The organism is Paenibacillus sp. JJ1683 (assembly GCF_053006485.1).
This window is the reverse complement of sequence record NZ_CM129820.1, coordinates 5,551,714-5,568,884: the sequence shown is the minus strand read 5'-3', so window position 1 is coordinate 5,568,884 and position 17,171 is coordinate 5,551,714. Positions and strand designations below refer to the sequence as shown.

General features: G+C 45.5%; 17 protein-coding genes. 12 read left to right on the top strand and 5 right to left on the bottom strand.

Translation table 11 applies throughout. The features are described 5' to 3' along the window. Positions 1–92: 92 nt before the first annotated feature. A complete protein-coding gene (locus ACUC6J_RS24015) occupies positions 93–890 on the bottom strand; it encodes a helix-turn-helix domain-containing protein (protein ID WP_447249539.1) in 798 nt (265 codons plus the stop codon). A gap of 114 nt (positions 891–1,004) precedes the next feature. Between ACUC6J_RS24015 and ACUC6J_RS24010 the strand changes: the two genes are divergently transcribed. After that, positions 1,005–2,018: an asparaginase gene (locus ACUC6J_RS24010; RefSeq protein WP_045244741.1), complete on the top strand. Its 1,014-nt coding sequence runs from the start codon at positions 1,005–1,007 to the stop codon at positions 2,016–2,018. Positions 2,019–2,056: 38 nt separating this feature from the next. Here ACUC6J_RS24010 and ACUC6J_RS24005 read toward each other — a convergent pair whose 3' ends face one another. Next, complete coding sequence (locus ACUC6J_RS24005) at positions 2,057–3,004, bottom strand: Gfo/Idh/MocA family protein (protein ID WP_330721167.1); 948 nt, start codon at positions 3,002–3,004, stop codon at positions 2,057–2,059. A 111-nt stretch (positions 3,005–3,115) separates the two neighbouring features. Between ACUC6J_RS24005 and ACUC6J_RS24000 the strand changes: the two genes are divergently transcribed. Beyond that, positions 3,116–4,075, top strand: a complete 960-nt coding sequence (locus tag ACUC6J_RS24000) for a helix-turn-helix transcriptional regulator (protein ID WP_031462479.1) — start codon at positions 3,116–3,118, stop codon at positions 4,073–4,075. Between the two features lie 42 nt (positions 4,076–4,117). Here the strand turns inward: ACUC6J_RS24000 and ACUC6J_RS23995 are convergent, their stop codons facing one another. Then, on the bottom strand, positions 4,118–4,363 hold the full coding sequence (locus tag ACUC6J_RS23995; RefSeq protein WP_013373729.1) for a DUF6953 family protein: 246 nt from the start codon (positions 4,361–4,363) through the stop codon (positions 4,118–4,120). A gap of 211 nt (positions 4,364–4,574) precedes the next feature. Between ACUC6J_RS23995 and ACUC6J_RS23990 the strand changes: the two genes are divergently transcribed. Then, complete coding sequence (locus tag ACUC6J_RS23990; protein ID WP_016822621.1) at positions 4,575–5,975, top strand: helix-turn-helix domain-containing protein; 1,401 nt, start codon at positions 4,575–4,577, stop codon at positions 5,973–5,975. Between the two features lie 210 nt (positions 5,976–6,185). On the opposite strand, the gene ACUC6J_RS23985 is transcribed toward ACUC6J_RS23990, so the two are convergent. Next, positions 6,186–7,928 (bottom strand): ABC transporter substrate-binding protein, encoded by a 1,743-nt coding sequence (locus ACUC6J_RS23985; protein ID WP_025366168.1) that lies wholly within the window; start codon positions 7,926–7,928, stop codon positions 6,186–6,188. Positions 7,929–8,075: 147 nt separating this feature from the next. Between ACUC6J_RS23985 and ACUC6J_RS23980 the strand changes: the two genes are divergently transcribed. From ACUC6J_RS23980 to ACUC6J_RS23965, 4 genes are all read left to right on the top strand, one after another. After that, positions 8,076–9,590: a DUF4153 domain-containing protein gene (locus ACUC6J_RS23980; RefSeq protein WP_447249538.1), complete on the top strand. Its 1,515-nt coding sequence runs from the start codon at positions 8,076–8,078 to the stop codon at positions 9,588–9,590. 13 nt (positions 9,591–9,603) lie between these two features. Continuing rightward, positions 9,604–10,170 carry a hypothetical protein gene (locus ACUC6J_RS23975; RefSeq protein WP_019688980.1) on the top strand — a complete coding sequence of 189 codons (567 nt, stop codon included), beginning with the start codon at positions 9,604–9,606 and terminating at the stop codon, positions 10,168–10,170. 9 nt (positions 10,171–10,179) lie between these two features. Then, positions 10,180–10,338 carry a hypothetical protein gene (locus ACUC6J_RS23970; RefSeq protein WP_164964380.1) on the top strand — a complete coding sequence of 53 codons (159 nt, stop codon included), beginning with the start codon at positions 10,180–10,182 and terminating at the stop codon, positions 10,336–10,338. A 236-nt stretch (positions 10,339–10,574) separates the two neighbouring features. Further along, positions 10,575–11,012, top strand: coding sequence for a hypothetical protein (locus ACUC6J_RS23965; protein WP_016822626.1), 438 nt, complete (start codon positions 10,575–10,577; stop codon positions 11,010–11,012). A 73-nt stretch (positions 11,013–11,085) separates the two neighbouring features. Here the strand turns inward: ACUC6J_RS23965 and ACUC6J_RS23960 are convergent, their stop codons facing one another. Then, positions 11,086–12,201 carry a WG repeat-containing protein gene (locus tag ACUC6J_RS23960; protein WP_447249537.1) on the bottom strand — a complete coding sequence of 372 codons (1,116 nt, stop codon included), beginning with the start codon at positions 12,199–12,201 and terminating at the stop codon, positions 11,086–11,088. 501 nt (positions 12,202–12,702) lie between these two features. Here ACUC6J_RS23960 and ACUC6J_RS23955 point away from each other — a divergent pair. From ACUC6J_RS23955 to ACUC6J_RS23935, 5 genes are all read left to right on the top strand, one after another. Next, the gene (locus ACUC6J_RS23955) at positions 12,703–13,020 is read left to right on the top strand and encodes a PTS sugar transporter subunit IIB (protein WP_013312603.1); all 318 of its coding nucleotides are present in this window, start codon (positions 12,703–12,705) and stop codon (positions 13,018–13,020) included. After that, positions 13,013–13,345, top strand: coding sequence for a PTS lactose/cellobiose transporter subunit IIA (locus ACUC6J_RS23950; RefSeq protein WP_016822628.1), 333 nt, complete (start codon positions 13,013–13,015; stop codon positions 13,343–13,345). Before ACUC6J_RS23955 ends, ACUC6J_RS23950 begins: the two co-directional genes overlap by 8 nt. Positions 13,346–13,429: 84 nt before the next feature. Beyond that, positions 13,430–14,758 (top strand): PTS cellobiose transporter subunit IIC, encoded by a 1,329-nt coding sequence (gene celB, locus ACUC6J_RS23945; RefSeq protein ID WP_016822629.1) that lies wholly within the window; start codon positions 13,430–13,432, stop codon positions 14,756–14,758. A gap of 74 nt (positions 14,759–14,832) precedes the next feature. Beyond that, positions 14,833–16,242 (top strand): glycoside hydrolase family 1 protein, encoded by a 1,410-nt coding sequence (locus tag ACUC6J_RS23940; RefSeq protein WP_031462474.1) that lies wholly within the window; start codon positions 14,833–14,835, stop codon positions 16,240–16,242. Positions 16,243–16,454: 212 nt separating this feature from the next. Next, complete coding sequence (locus tag ACUC6J_RS23935; protein WP_016822631.1) at positions 16,455–17,165, top strand: GntR family transcriptional regulator; 711 nt, start codon at positions 16,455–16,457, stop codon at positions 17,163–17,165. The last annotated feature ends 6 nt before the right edge of the window (positions 17,166–17,171 follow it).

Below are 17,171 nucleotides of genomic sequence, written 5' to 3'. Positions count from 1 at the left end.
CCCCCTGATAATAATAATTATTCTCATTTGAATTTTAGCGGCAACCTCTCTTTTATACCATGTCTGATTTGTAGACGTTACATGTTATATTATTAGATTCTTTGAAACTGGGTGGGGGAGCAGCCGACTTCTTTTTTAAAAATACGACTAAAATGAAAATAATCCGTAAATCCGACCCGTTGGGCGACTTCCTTGGCTGGAAGTCGGGTCTGCTGGAACATTTGCTTCGCTTTTTGGATACGGAGATGACGTAAATACTGGGTCATGGTCATGCCAGTGGCTTTTTTGAACAACACCGTGTAATGTCCTTCACTCATGCCCGCCCGATCAGCCAGAAGCGGCAAGGTCAGCTTGAGCATATAATGCTCATGGATATAAGACAGGGATTGTTCAATAGATACCGATGAGTTGTGGTTGTCCTGCACCATATGCGTCTCATAGATATAAATGAATAGCAAGCGCTCCAGAAGTAGTCTTTTTCGAAATTGCCGGGCCGCCTTTTCCACGCCAGCTTCATTCTGAATGCTTGGGGCTGTTGTTCGTAGCAGCTCGTCCAGCATATATTTGATTTTGTATTCACTCAAGGTACGCAACGGACCATGCAGCGTCCAATCCGTGGATTCGCCTTGCAGCACACGATAGGTAAGCACGATATATTCGGCTTCCCGGGTTTTGGGGACCTGAATGCTGCAAGCGCCATATTGATTATGAAAGGCAAAGCCCTGCGTGAAAATAACCGGCTCTTGGTCTTTAGCTGAGAGAATGACATGTCCGTGCAGCGCAACAATCAGGAGATGGCTGTCGGAGCCAGGATGCAGGGTCTGAGAGGTGTTGCCGTATTCGATATGCTCCAGCAACGGGATGACGGTTGCTAGCTGCTCCAGATTCATGAATGCACCATCCTTCATTATTTCTTTTCTTTAGCAAAGTAGCTAATCACCCTTATTCATGATAAATTCTAAGAACAATAAAGTGAAGTTGTAATCGGGAAGGAACATTGGCAAATGAAAAAGGTTCTGTTCATTAATACCGGAGGAACAATTTCTTCCTCCTATCAGGAAAACGGCCTGACTCCAACTCAATCGGCTGAAAATATTTTGGCTGAAATTCCAGAGCTCCAGGAAATTTGCGAGATTGATGCCTACAATTTGATGAGCATTGATAGCACCAATACACAACCAGAGGATTGGGCTTCCATCGCCCGGATGGTACATCGTTCGCTCGATCAATACGACGGTATTGTTATTGCCCATGGCACGGATACGATGGCTTATACGGCTTCAGCCCTGAGCTTTATGTTGGGGACTGTGGACAAACCCGTCGTTGTGACAGGGTCGCAAGTATCTATATTGGCGGAGCACAGCGATTCCAAAAAAAATGTAATTGACTCATTCCTGACCGCATGTGGCGAGGTAGCAGGGGTTTTTGTCGTGTTTAATGGCAAGATTATCAACGGCAGCCGCAGCTCGAAGATCAGAACACGCAGCTATAATGCTTTTGAGAGTATTAACTATCCGTACATAGGTCTCGTGGAGAACGGCAAGGTGGTCTATACGGAGGGCGTATTTGCAAATCGTGATACCGTTCGTCACCCATACAATGACAGGTATGCTTCTGAAGTATTTCTGCTCAGGCTGATTCCGGGTACAAACCCGGCGATTTTTGATGCTATTCAGAGCTTGGGCTATAAAGGTATCGTCATTGAGGGCTTTGGCATGGGCGGCGTGCCTTTTAAAGAAAGGAGCCTCATCAGTAAAATTGAGGATCTGATGAAGGACGGTATGAGTATTGTTGTTACCACTCAATGTCCTTATGAGGGCGGGGACCTGACGATTTATGAGGTAGGGCAGAAGGTGCTGGAAAAGGGCGTTATTCCGGGGTATGACATGACAACAGAAGCGCTGGTAACGAAAATGATGTGGGCGTTGGGCCAGACGACTGACCCGGCTGAGGTAGCCAAGATTATGGCAACGAACTACGCGGACGAAGTGTCCCTGCCTGCGGATACAGCTTCCTGATAGGAAGCTGATTTCCGAAGGTACGGGCTAACTACCGGCTAACGCCGAGCTTGCTCCAGTCTGTTTTTAATCTCAATGGCCATTTCCAGTGCTTGTACGGCCGACTCCAATGGAATCAGACATTCCGCATGTCCGCCAAAGCAATCAAGTGCATGATCCCAACTTTTTTCGTATGGATTGGCGGATTCGAGGTTGATTTTTTGCTGTCCTGATGCGGTATACTCAAATAATGCGGTGGGTATGGGATCGTTTTCGTCACTCTCATGAAATACCAGCTTGGCTTTTTCAAAATAAGCTTCATAGGCCACCGTGAAAGGATAGCTTTTCGGCATATGGGAAGAAGCGATAATTTCTGTGAATGTATCCCGATGCTGAAAATAAGCCCGAACTTGTGCCTGTTCGGGATGGACTACCTCTGTACCCCACACTGTATATGGATCACATGGACCCCATAGCCAGGTGAATAGATCCAGTTCATGAATCATGAACTGCGTAGGGATGGAACTTAGTCCAAGGTCTCCCCACAGGGGAGGGGTTTCTCTTTTTAAGGACAAGGAAATGAGTTTTCCGTATTTTTGTTGGCGATAAGCCTCGTACAGATAGGTATAGGCAGGATCAAACTTAATGAACTGGTTAACCAGAATTTTTTTTCCATATTGCTTCTCAGCTTGTTGCATAAGAAGAGCGTCTTCGAGATGAAAGCAAACCGGTGTTTCACAAAATACATGCTTCCCGTGCTTTAGCGCATCAATGGCATGTGACCTATGCAGGTGGGAGGGCAGGCATAGATCGACGATATCCACGTCCGGATCCAGCAGAATATCCTCTATATTTTGTGTGACTTCTACGTTTAGCTCCTCTTTCAATTTTTGCAGCTTGGTTTCGTTCCTTCCAAATACAATGAGTCTGTTTACCTTGGGATGGTTGTTTAACAGCGAGGCATGATACGCGCCGAATCCCGTCCCCAAAATTCCAATATTCATCATCCATTACACCCCTTTACTTCTATGATACACACCTATTGCTGCCAACAGGGTGTCAACAATCTTTGCATCATCTTTTCATTTCGGGTTAACCATCTATGTGGAGGTATGATTGTGAGACTGCATCGTTTAATCGCGATTTTATTATGTATCGAATCTAGAGGGAGAATGAAGGCCAGGGAATTGGCGTTGGCACTGGAAACCTCTGTACGCTCCATTTACAGGGATATCGACCTTCTGGCTGAAGCCGGAGTTCCGATTGTTACCGCATCCGGTCCGAAGGGCGGAATTTATTTAATGGAGGGTTATACGGCAAACCTGAAGCAGTTGAATGGCGGGGATGTCATTCAGTTGTATTTAACGGGGATGGGCATTTATACGGGCGGGTCCACCGAATCGGGTTTGAAGTTAAAGAATACTTTGCTCAAACTGGAACAGACGATGCCGGCCCCCTATCAATCCGATATTCAAAAAGCCAAAGCTCGGTTTTATTTTGATGATACACCGTGGTGGACGGAACGTATAGCGATTCCTTGCCTGGAAGCCGTGAGAGCGGCAGTATGGGGGTCCTATAAAATAACTATACAATATGAGAAAGCTGACGGCTCTTGCACTTCTCGCCATGTACATCCCTATGGACTGGTGGTGAAAAAAGGAGATTGGTATCTTATTGCCTTTTGTGAAGTCGGGCAGGAGATTCGGACTTTTAAGTGTGAGCGAATTATGGAAATTCAGCCGTCTGCCGAAGTCTTTGAGGTTCCTGGAGATTTCTCGCTGGAACATCATTGGATGAAGCAAGAAAGCGCGTTTAAGCAGCTTTGTAGAGAGAAAGAATATTATCCTGTTCTGGTCCGAGCGACTAAGAAGCAAGCTGGAATACTAGCGAAAAGGATGGAAATCATCCAGTCTGTACAGGAAGGCAATCACTTCATTCTAACCGTCAACATGTATAGCTATGAAGCGGCCTGCCGCGATGCGATGGATTGGATCGGCCGGGTTGAAATCGTGGAGCCTGCAATACTCCGACAGTTTGTGAAGGAGGAAATTAGCCGACTCCAGAGGATATACGGTTAAATCATCAAAAAAACATCTGCCTATAGCAGATGCTTTTGCTTGTTAAGTCCAGGCCCAGAGGAATGCATCACGATCCCAGGCGATTCGGCCACCATGTAGTTTGCGAAATGCCTTTTTGATTTCTTTTTCCAAAGATACATGACCATGCTCGCTTATAAACACATACTGCTCTCCGTATTCAGAGCGTACATATGCAATGGCATCTTCTTGTTTCAGAGTGCCCACTTCACGGATTTGCGCGACCATCCATTGTGCAATTTGTTGTTCTATAGTTGGGGTGTTGTCCATTTGTCGTATCCTTTCCTGCGACCGATTGGTTGTAGCTGTTCAGCTCGCCTCCTGTAGTATACGGCAATTCGGAGAATTATTGAATTTTTTGATATAAATGTACTTATGCAGTTGGCTAAGTGGGCTTTCTTTTGTATAATTAAGGGAATATTCACGGGAATTTTCTTTTTTTGTATTGAAATCATGCAAGTTATCCCTGGGGGTGCCTGATTTGAAGGAAACAACCACTATTCGCGCAGAGCTGGAGCAGTACATCAGACGAGAAGGAATTACGATTAGTAAGTTTGGGGAGAACACAGGTATTAATGCAGGAACAATCAGTGCCATTATCAACGGTAACCGGCCAATTGCGATGCTGCTGCTGGATCGGATTGCTGCAGGTATGGGGCTTGAAGAAGGAAGCCTCTATGAGCTATACATTGATGAATTTATACGGAATACGGCACCGAATTGGCGACGGGTTCGGCCCTTTTTGCATCGCTGTGCAGAGCTGAACAAACTCGATTGTATTAAGCAAGTCGTGGAGTTTATCATGGACTATCTCATATACGCCCCGGCTTTGTTTGAGACAGCGGAAGAATTATTCAGCGAAGGTAGGTTGGAGGCTGCGGCCATTATTTATAAAAATGTCGCGGAAAGTGAGAAGTATCAACATTCGGAGCGGCTGGCGCTCTGCCAATACCGTTTATTTACGATTACCGTTGGCGATGATCAGGATGAAAATTTATGGGCAGCCACACATTTTGAAAGCTTTGTAGAGCGATTGGGTGAGGCAGACCAACTGGATGCCTTAAGAGATTTGGCTAATACGTATGCCTCCTTGCGGCGTTGGGATAAAGTAGAATGGTTTGCTGAAAAAATGGCTCAAAAAGCCAAAGTACAATACGAGCAAAAATACGGAAATACCAGAAAATCAGAGCGTGGCAAGGAACCTAAGGGCCCTTTGTTTATGTATATTGTATACTCTTACGTACTCCGTGCCGGGGTGTGGGATGAGCGCGGGGATTATCAGAAGGCACTGGAATATGTATCCCTATACTCTGATTTGAGCTGGGTGCAAGAGGATACGGAGGAAGCTCGGCATTTGAAGGCCCTTTGTAGCAACTGGGCTGAGGCCAACAGGTATTTGTATCAGTTGATGTCCGGTAGCCTGGATGTGATTCCACAGTATGTAAATTATTTGGAAAAAAATGAGGGCGAAATTCTGGTGGGGTTACATAAGATAATGGTAGCGGCCAACCGTTATGATTTTAATGTAGATCATGTACTGCAGCACTTTGAAAAACAAATTGAGGCATTTGCAGATCAGCATGCCAAGGTAGGCACCTATACCGAGCAAATGTCAGCAGATCTCTATGCACGATTTTTGGCAGAGATGGCTTGTTACGATCTCAACAAACATCGTTATTCCAAAGGTATGAAATTCCTGCTTGAGAGCCTTTCCTATTCTGTCGTGCTGAATGGTAATCCTGTCACCATCAAGTGTGTAGGACTATTTGAAAAGTATCGGCATACTGCCACTTCTGAGGACAAAGAGGAATATAAAAACTTACTTGGAGAGGTAGAGTACATCTATGATAAAAAAGATCGTTTTTTCTCTGCTCGCATTTAATGTTTTTATCCTATTGAATTTTCCACCCGTCACCCCTCCTATAGAAGACCCTAGCGATGTCCACAGTCATGGGCTGGGGGGATGGGCATTGTCATCTCCTGAACCATCGGCTTAGAGGGTCTAGATAACATTAAAAAAGGTATTCTCTTATGAAGAGGATACCTTTTTTATTTGCAAGTGCATTTGAAGGTTGAAGGAGCGTCCTTGCCGTCAAGTGTGAGGAGTTGGAGGTTGGGCAGGCGGAAACCAGACATGACGAAGATCCACCCAACCTTGGCTGTTAAAGGATACGCCGCGAACAGTAGGAAGATAGGCCGTCTGAACGGGCTTTTCATATAAAATATGCAGCTGGTGCTCATCCATGAGCCGAGTTTCGATATGTTCAAATTGCTGTGCTCTAACGGTATGATCGGCTTCCCGTGCAATTTCGCGCAGCAGTCTTTCGATATCCACACGGCTATGCGGCTCCACATGCCCGGATACATTGAGATACAGATCAAACAGACGCAATTGCTCATCACGGTCACGAAACAGAGAAAAGATGATTAAGTCTGACTCCATACGAATAGATGAACTTTTGAATTCATTCATGGATGCGGCCACAATGTTACACGTATATCCACAGGATTCGAGCTGAGCTGCGACCCGTTCTGCATCCGCTCTATACTCGGGAATGGTGGCAATTTGTAACGCCGCCAGTGGTTCGCATGAATCGTTAGCGTTAGATGAATCCACTGCTGAAGGAAGGGGGCGATGATCCAGACATGCTACAATCCGAGCACGTATTTCCGGGTTGCGCAGCGGTCCATCCTTGTGTGTGTTACATGTGATAAATTTGCGTACCGAAGCCGCCGAGTGAATCTGGCTCCATGCGGTATCCGTGTCTCTTGCCAGTATAGGATTATGGATAATGTGAAAAGAAGAAGCGGTGTCTTCCATATCCGGCGATTCCAGCTTAGTCGCCCACGGGAGTTGAACGATTTCCACCCGATCTAGATGAGCGCGACCCTGAAAATAAGGCGCAAAAGCCTCAAGTAAGCACAAGCTTTCGTTCATTTCCGTGACCTTGAAAGCCCCCGTACCGATAGGACGAATGCCAAAGGCGGCTTCACCCACCTGATTAAGCTCACGCGGTACAATTGCAGCCCGGCTGGTACACAGGAAGGATAAAAATAGCTCGTTCGGCTCCTTTAGTACAAAGCGTACCATCGTCGGACTCAACGCTTGAACGTGCTGAATTTGCCGGACGATAAAATGGTAAAGTCTCCTTCCCGGCGCCCGACTCAGTCGTTCAAAGGTATAGACGACGTCTTCCGCGGTCAGTATTTTGCCGTTATGAAACAGCACTTCTTTACGCAGGAAAAAGGTCCACTGCGTACGAGTAGTGTCCACCTCCCAAGCGTGCGCCAGTCCCGGCAAAATCTCACCGCTCTCGTTCGCCCGGCGGGCCAGCCCGTCAAAGACATGACTGGATACGAAGGACTCGGCGAGCCAGTTCAAGTACAACGGGTCCAGCGTATAGAGCTGCTGGCGAATAGGCAGACGCAGTGTGTCGATCTGCTGCTGATCACTGCGCACCTCCGCGTGATGCCCGAAATAATTCAGCAGCCAGCCCTGCAAATGCTCCTGCATGGTGGAGGAGCGTGAATGAACTCGGATTTCATCCAGTGCGCGTTTGATATCATGGCGGTCTATGGCTTGCATCATGGATTGCACAGCAATGTCTTCCGGCTGAATAAGGAAGCGCAGGCTGGAGCGGCGGCCTCTGCCTCGGCGAGGAGTCCATTGTATCCAGTCGTGCTGCTCCATTTTCTGAATGATCATCAAGGCATTGCGGTGGGTGCAGTCAAAAATAGCCGCCAGCTCATCCAGCGTAGTCTCTATGGTATGGTTCTCGTCCCTGTCGTCAGCTGCGTGGGAGTGAAGCCGTAAAAATTGGGCGTGAAGTTTCATTCAGGAATGCTCCGTTTCCCCTATGCTTGAGTAAAAGCGCAACTGCTTTTATAAAATAGGAAATTTTATTTTGATTAATTTCTCTTTATCTTCTTATTTTATCATCTACAATAAGGGTTATAAAGCATAGTTGTGGAGGTATTTACCATGCATGACAAGGTGAATGGATCGTCTTTGCCGAAAGCGTCGTTGTTGTCCGCCTTTGCCGGCGCCATTGTGTTGGCGCTGGTCCATCAATATCTGTTCTTCGAACATGGGCTGGGCGTGTCTATGCCTATTTTCGTTATTGTATTTTACGTGTATATGTATTCCTTTAATCGAGATCGTTGCCAGCCCATTACATGGATAGGACGTCTGCTGTTTGTGGTCATTATGATGCTGGCACTGACATATGTGCTGTTCGATAACCCGATCTTTTATGTGTTAAATGCCCTAGCTATATCTGCTCTGATTAGCGTACATATGGTGTTGCTGTTCGGGGAAAAAAGGCATAGCTGGTCAGAAATCGGTATTATCGGTCAGGCGCTAAGCCATTGGTTTTATCAAAATTTCCGCCATATCGTGACTCCGTTTCGAATATTTAAGACGGCAGCCTTTCGGAATGTAAAGGATGAGCGTAAGCGTGTATTGGGTAAAGTGATAATCGGTCTACTTATTGCCTTGCCGTTGCTACTCATTATTATATCTCTGCTGGCTTCCGCAGATGGGGTGTTCGAAGAGTTGTTATCTGGCATACCCGAATGGATTGGCACATTGACCTTTGGGAGTGGTTTGCCGCGGCTGATCTGGGCCTGCTTTTTTACCTTCTGTTTTTTCTGTTACTTGTGGGGATTCGTACAGCCTGCTCCGCGGAATACGGAAAGAGAGGCTCAGTCAGCAGCAGCAGTACCTTACCACGAGCCGGTCGCAATCAAGTTTGATCCTGTCATTACCGCTACAGTGCTGATTGTCATGAATCTGGTGTATGTTGTGTTCGTCGTGCTGCAGTTCGGATATCTGTTTGGTGCATGGGAAGGTGCTTTGCCAGAAGGAACCTCGTATGCTGAATATGCGAGAAGAGGATTCGGGGAGCTGGTTATGGTAACAGGTATCAATTTTGTGCTGATGATCAGTGTATTGAAATGGACTGAATTCGGCTCAGGTATAGTGCAAACATTGAACAGCGGCCTGCTGTACATACTCGTCGGTTGTTCGGGTGTGATGCTGTACTCGGGATATACCCGGCTGGTTATGTACGAAGAAGCATACGGATATACGTATATCCGTTATCTGGTACACGCATTTATGATTTTTCTAGGCTTGCTGCTGCTCGTTGCGGCCGTGCGTATTCATGTCCGCCAGCTTCCGCTGGCGAAATATTATATTGTACTCGCTCTAATCGCCTATGTCGTCGTGAATTATGTGGGTATTGATGTACGGATAGCTGAAAATAATCTCGAACGGTATCGTACAACATCGGTGATAGACAAGGAATATTTGAGTGAGCTATCAGCGGACGCGATTCCACTACTGATTGATTTTAGCCGTAAGGAACACGGAGCGCTGGATGAGTTTTTACAAGCCCGCTTGATGAGCATGACGAGAGAAGAATCGAGTTGGCCCGAATTCAATTGGGCTAAGTATCGAGCGCAACAGGAATTGCACGCCTATATTTTGGAATGAGAGGTGTTTGGGAATGATCGGAACAGATACGTTACAAGGTATGGTACTAGAGCTACGGGATGAAATGTCACACTACCAGCATCAGTTTGGTGTAAGACGGAACGATTTCCTCGTGGAGGCTATGTCCTATGGAATGAGTAAGGAGGAAGCCCGTGCTTATGCTATCCAGCGTATTGGCCCGGTCGTTCCCGTCACCTGTATGCCCACGTTGGCTCTAGGGAAAGTGAGACCGCTCAGTCCAATGTTGGCAATGCGGTACCAATATGCAGGGGATTGGAAGGACATCCATGAGCATCTGCTCCTTCCTGATGAAGTGCTCCGGATCGCAGGTACACAGCATTTTCGCAGCTGGATCAGCGATATGCGAAATTACTGGGTGGAATCGGCCCCTTACCGATTCGGGGATGATCGTCTTTCGCTGCTGTCGGTCGCAAGCGAGAAAGAAGGTCACTTTTCCATGCTCGTCTGGAAGGAACCTGGTGAAGAGCCGGAGGTATGGACGTATGCTTCCCAGCATGAATACCGATTCAGTCATTTGCTCCACTGGTTCAAGTGGTTGAATGGGCGCAGTGAAGAATGAGAGGTATAGATGATGAAAAAGAATCGTAATTGGATCGTGCTATTTATTGGCATTGCTATAATGGTGGGGGTTGCAGACTATTTTACACCAGCTAAGCCTGCGACTACTCCTGAGCTTATCGTTCCAACCGTAATCAGTGAAGAAAGCCTTCAGCTAAGTGATGACTAAACAATAAGGGTCACATTATGGCTGCTGTTAAGTTGATTTTGAGCAAAGTCTCTGGTTTCGATTGAAATTATAAAAATATAGTTCGTTTTCTGTGGTATTGCGTTGTTAAAGTAAGCCGGAAATCACCCTAATAGTTGAGAGGGAATTGAAGCTAATATCAATCGAATGTGGAGCCATTCAGATGTTCAAGCGACTCCGTCATTTCCTCTACAACTTATATTCAGGGGGAATTTTCAATGGCTAGAAGTGCAAGCACATACGCATCTGTAATCGACGGTTTTAAGGTAGAAACGAACAAAAAGTATTCGCCGGTAGGTGGAACAAAATGTAATATTTTTGCACAAGACGTGATGGCTGCGATGTCGGCTTCCTTGCCAAGTGGCTTAGCCAATCAAATGGCTGATGCTTTACTGGGTAACAACACGCCGGGCTGGTACTCCGTAACTTTTCAGGATGCTCAGAAAAGAGCAAACCTCGGGTACCCAACCATCGGGATCAAAAAAGCGGACGGACATGGTCATGTCGTTGTCGTCAGACCAAAGGGTTCATCGATCACGATCTTGAAGGAAGTACAGATCGCTCAGGCGGGAACCAAAAATTACAACAGCAATACTATTAATTACTCTTGGGTGGCAGCTGATCTGCCTGGCGTAAAATTCTATACACACGACTAAGTGGTTTTGAGATATTAGCAGTCAAAATAACCCTGGAAGCAGATCCATTCGATCTGCCTCCAGGGTTATTTTTTTATTTTGAAGCAGAATGTTTAGAAACAATGAAGGCTTTGCCTGGCTTGACAAAAGCAACAGCATAACCATTAGAGAAGGAAGAAGATTCCGATCTGTATTCAAGCTTGGTCAGCAGTTGACCTTGGCGATTGATGTAACCGAATTTTCCGTCCGAGACAGATGAGTTTGCTTGTTTACCAACTAAAGCAATGCCTTCCTTGAATGGAGATGTAACGTCATATTTTTGTTGATATTTAATGACCAATGTTCCTGTTTTATCAATAAACCCAACCTCATTTTTCGCATTTTTCACACTGGCCAAGCCCTCGCTAAAATCCTGTGCATCCGTAAATTTAAAGGGAATCACGACTTTTCCCTGTTTATTGATGAATCCCCATTTACCCTTGGTATTTTGTACTGGAGCCAATCCTTCCGAGAAGTCTCCGCCAGATTTGTATTGAGGTGGAATGACTTCTTTTCCTGCCGTATTGATATAACCGTATAGTCCCTTGCTATTTTGAACAATAGCCAAGCCATCCGAGAAACTACGGCTGTATTTGTATTGATAAGGAATCGCTAGCTTACCGGAAGCATTCACAAAACCAATCTTCCCAGTGTTAGGGGCATAGGCAAGGGCCAGCCCTTCTGTAAATACATATTCTGAATCCACATGTTCTTTAAAATGAGAAAGGGTTTTTCCCGTTCGATCTATAATTGCATTTTCTTTGGTGTCTGCTATGGTGACCTTGGCCTTGCCTTCGGAAAAGACACTGGCTTCGGTGTATTGGCAAGGAATGACCAGTGTCCCTTTCGTATTAATGTACCCAAAGAGATTGGTTTTTGTATTTTTGACTACAGCCCGCTGCTCTTGAAAATCACCAACAGGTTTAAGCTCGGCGGGAAGAGAGAAAGCCTTTTGTCCCTTGGTATTGTAATACACAAGGTTTCCGGCAGATGTTTCAGCAGCCAATAAGCCATCATGAAAAGCACCATCGCTTGAAGGACGAGCAATGTTGTAATCTACAGCAGTTTTAGAGACTTCAATGGTTGTTGTGCTGGGTGCGGCCCAGCCTGTTCCAATAACAGAGATGCCAGTAATCAAAATTAATGCAGCTAATCCTAACTTTTTCAACATGCATAAGCTCCTTTGTGAGTTGATTTTTAACTTCGGGCTTCAAAGAATCCTGCCCTCATACGTAAGGCCTTCCATAATATAGACGATAAAAATGTAGGAATGTTTCTTGATATTCAAAATTTTTCTAATTTTTAGTGCGTGAAAGCTCTACTTTCATGTAGGATGCTTGTTCATCTCGTCTCTACTCATTTCTTCTGACCTCAGCTATTCTTTGGCTACGGAGGGGCTATCAAGCCTATTCCGTAGCTCATGTTAACAATTTACAGAATCGAATAACATATCATTGGCAGAATCTCTTATAGTGAAAATCGATTATTATTGAGAGATTAAAGATGAGGGATCAGTTCACTTTCAAAAAAAAGAAGAAAATGTGTCATTTTAAAAAAAGTCTATACATATATGTTAAATGTATAGACAAATTCAAAAAGCGGATTTATAATTACGCTGTAAACGTTTTCTAGTAGTTATCATCCAATCAGACCTTGAAGGGAAGGAACAATCATGAAGAAAATTTTACTGGCGTGCAGCTCAGGTATGTCTACAAGTTTGCTGGTTACTAAGATGCAGGATTATGCTAAGTCCATTGGAGACGAGGCTGAAATTTGGGCAGTAGGTCAAGATCAAGCCGCAGAAGACATGGCTAAGGCTGACGCTGTATTGATCGGCCCGCAAATGAGTTTTCTTAAAGGACAGCTGGAAAAGGAAGCAGCCCAATATGGTATTCATGTAGAAGTAATTGACATGATGGCCTACGGAATGGTTGACGGTAAGAAAGCCTACGAACAGGCTGTGAAACTGGTGGAACGTAAAAATGGATAAAGTTAATATAGCTGATCTCACGGAAGAACAAATTAGTTTCCAACTTATTTTGCATAGTGGAAGCGCTCGCAGCAAAGTGATTCAGGCGCTGACTGAATACAGAAATGAAAATGTAGAAGGTGCGGACGATTTGCTCAAACAAGCCAAGCAGGATTTACGTGCCGCGCATGATATCCATTTTCAAATGGTTAAGAAGGAAGCGGGAGGAACCCAAACTCCCTTCTCGCTCCTTCTAATGCATGCCGAGGATCATTTGATGTCCACGGCTACCATGAAGGATTTGGTTCAAGAGCTGCTGGAGCTGTTCAAATCCAGAAGTTTATAGCTGGACCTGTAAATTTGTGAATTTTGGGACATGAAATGCTTGCAACCCTATTGATGCAAGTCACTTCGCGGGGAGGAATAGGCTTTGTTTGAAAAATTAAGCCGGATACTGATACCTATTGCCGGTAAACTGAACAACAACCGCTATCTTACTGTACTGCGTGATGCATTCATGCTGTCATTTCCATTAACAGTTTTTGGCTCCATTATTGTAGTTATTATTAATCTGCCGTTTCTAAAAGGGTGGATGGGCGACGGCAATTATGCGACTTTTAGCAGTCTGCTGAACATTGCGCCGAATGCCACACTGAATATTATGACCTTATTTGTCATCGTCGGGATTGGTTATTATCTATCTCGAAGTTATAAGGTCGAGCCCATATTCGGCGGTATGATCGCGTTGGCCAGTTTCTTAATGCTCACCCCTTTTGTACTGACACAAGAAAGCGGTGCCACGATTGCTGGTGTCATTCCGGTGGACCGGATTGGTGCCAAAGGCATGTTCCTTGGTATGATCGTCGCCTTTATCGCGGCTGAGATATACCGGAGGGTGACACAGCGAAATTTTGTCATTAAAATGCCTCCAGGTGTTCCGCCAGCCGTTGCCAAATCGTTTGCCGCTTTGCTTCCGGCATGTATTACATTGGGTATATTTTTGATCATTAATGTTGTAGTTACACTGACCCTTCACAATAACCTGCATGATCTGATTTATCATGCCGTACAGGCACCGCTGGTGCATTTGGGCAGTGGTATTATACCTACATTAATTGCTATTTTCTTTGTTCAGCTTTTATGGTTCTTTGGGCTTCATGGTCAGATTATTATCAACTCGGTTATGGACCCAATCTGGAATACACTGGCACTTGAAAACTATGAAGCGTACTCCAAAGGAGCGGAACTGCCGCATATTATCACCAAGCAGTTTGTTGATATTTATACAGTAGGTATCGGTGGTACAGGTATGACATTGGCTGTCGTGCTTTCGATTCTGATCTTCCTGAAGAGTAAGCAATTGAAGCAGGTCAGTAAGCTGGCTCTTGGACCAGGTCTGTTTAATGTCAACGAACCCGTCATATTCGGTCTGCCGATTGTGATGAATCCGCTTATTTTTGTTCCGTGGGTCATTTCTCCAATGATCGTTACGCTGATTACTTACTTTGCCATGACTACGGGGATTGTACCGCCGCCCAATGGGATACAGGTTCCTTGGACGATGCCGTTGTTCTTTAGTGGAATGATGGCTACCGGTTCTCTAATGGGAGGCATACTGCAGTTGTTTAATATGGCTGTCGTCTTTGTCATCTGGTTCCCGTTCCTGAAAATTATTGATCGGATGAACGTTCGTAAGGAGCAGGAAGAGGAGCTTAAACAAGCAGCCGTTGCAGGTAAGGATCAAACTGTTGGAATGTAACATGAATGAGCTGCTAGTGTAGTGGACTTGTTCTTTGCAAAAGAGAGAGGAGTAGAGCTGTGAATCATACCGAAATGAAAGATATAGAGCAGCAAGCCATTCAATACCGTTTTCCGACTGACTTCTGGTGGGGTTCCTCAGCTTCGGCTACCCAGACAGAAGGAACTGTGGAGGGAGACGGCAAAGGACCGAACATTTGGGATTATTGGTTTGAGCAGGAGCCGAACCGTTTCTATGACGGGGTCGGTCCTGCTGATACATCCCGTTTCTATACCCGTTACAAAGAGGATATTGCACTCATGAAAGAGCTTGGCCACAACTCTTTCCGGTTCTCTATCTCCTGGTCACGCCTGTTTCCGGCAGGGAAAGGTGAAATAAACCAGCAGGCGGTTCAATTTTATAATTCCGTCATTGAAGAGTTGCACCAGGTGGGCATTGAGCCGTTTGTGAATCTGTATCATTTTGATTTGCCGATGGCTTTACAGGAAAAAGGAGGCTGGGTAAACCGCGAGACGGTCGAAGCTTACGTGGATTACGCGAACACTTGCTTTGAGTTGTTCGGGGATCGTGTAGCCAAATGGTTTACGCATAACGAGCCAATTGTCCCGGTGGAAGGCGGCTATCTATACGATTTCCACTATCCCAATGAAGTGGATTTCGGTAAAGCTGTACAGGTGGGATATCATACCCTGTTATCGAGCGCCAGTGCCATTAAGGCTTACAGAGAAGGCGGCTATAAGGGCAAAATCGGTATTATTTTGAACCTGACGCCGAGCTATCCGCGTAGTCAGCATCCGGCAGACGTGCAGGCTGCTGAAATATGCGACGCGTTCTTTAACCGTTCCTTTTTAGACCCATCTGTGACGGGAGAATTTAACCCTTTGCTTGTGGAGCTGTTACGCCAAGAGGGATTTGTACCGAGCATGGAAGATGGAGATCGGGAGATTATACGCCAGGGTACTGTGGACCTGCTGGGGATTAACTATTATCAGCCGCGCAGAGTCAAGGCTCGCGAAAGTCTCCCAAATCCAGACGCACCTTTTGTGCCGGAACGATTCTTCGATTATTATGCCATGCCTGGTCGTAAGATGAATGAGATGCGAGGCTGGGAGATTTATGAGAAGGGAATTTACGACATTCTGACCAATGTCAGAGAAAATTACGGCAACATTGAATGCTTCATTTCAGAAAACGGAATGGGCGTTCAAGGTGAAGAAAAATTCAGAGATGAGCAGGGTATGATCCGCGATGATTATCGTATTGATTTTATCCGTGAGCATCTCAAATGGGTCCAACGAGCTATCTCAGAAGGGTCCAATGTGAAAGGCTATCACTTATGGACGTTTATGGACAACTGGTCCTGGACGAACGCATATAAGAATCGCTACGGCTTTGTATCCGTGGATCTTCAGAACGAGGGTAAAAGATCCGTTAAGCAGAGTGGGTACTGGTTCAAACAAGTGATCGAAAATAACGGATTCTAAGGTAAGGTGGGGGGTGGTCCTTTGGACCGCCTTTTTTTCTTCATTGCTGAAAGGAAGCTGTGCTGTATACCGCTGGTGAGAAAGTATAATGTTCGGTATACTTACTATACCGTCATACCTTAACGTCCCGCCTGCAGAACAGAAAAACCAGCGCTACCGATATTTTGGTAAAATGCTGACATAAAACAATTTTTAGTACAGGTGGTAGACAGATGAACAAATACGAGCGGATTGCACAAGAGGTCAAAGAGCGTATTATGAATAAGACCTACTGCAGTGATGATCCCATCCCTGATGAGATCTCATTGGCAAAAGAGTTTCGTGTAAGTCGAATGACGATTAAGAGGGCATTGGACACATTGGTGATGGACGGACTGCTGAATCGTAAAAGAGGACACGGAACCTTTATCGTTAAATCGGTCTACAATGGCCCGGTTAATGTCGTTGTAAATGAAATGCTGGGGCTGACCAACGTACTGCGCGGGAAAGAAATCAAAAGTAAAATCATAGCCTTTGACGTTCAATTTCCATCCGAGGAAGTAGCGACTCATCTGTTTATTGACGTCAATTCTCCTGTATATCATGTGATCCGTCTGCGTGTTGTGGAGGGCGAACCCTATGTTATCGAGCGCACGTACATGCCAACGAAGCTGATTAGCGGTATTACCGAGGAAGTGTTGTATGGCTCGGTGTACAAACATATTAAGGAGGAGCTGGGCCTTAATATTGTCGGTTCACATCGTACCATCCGGGCATCCAAGTCGACGGAACTGGATCGGGAGCATCTGGATTGTGCAGCAGATGACCCAATCTTGGAAATTGAGCAAGTGGGTTATCTGGATACGGGGATACCATTTGAATACTCATTCTCGCGCCATCGGTATGATAAATTTGTGTTCACCACAGTGAATCGGATGCGTTGAGCCAGT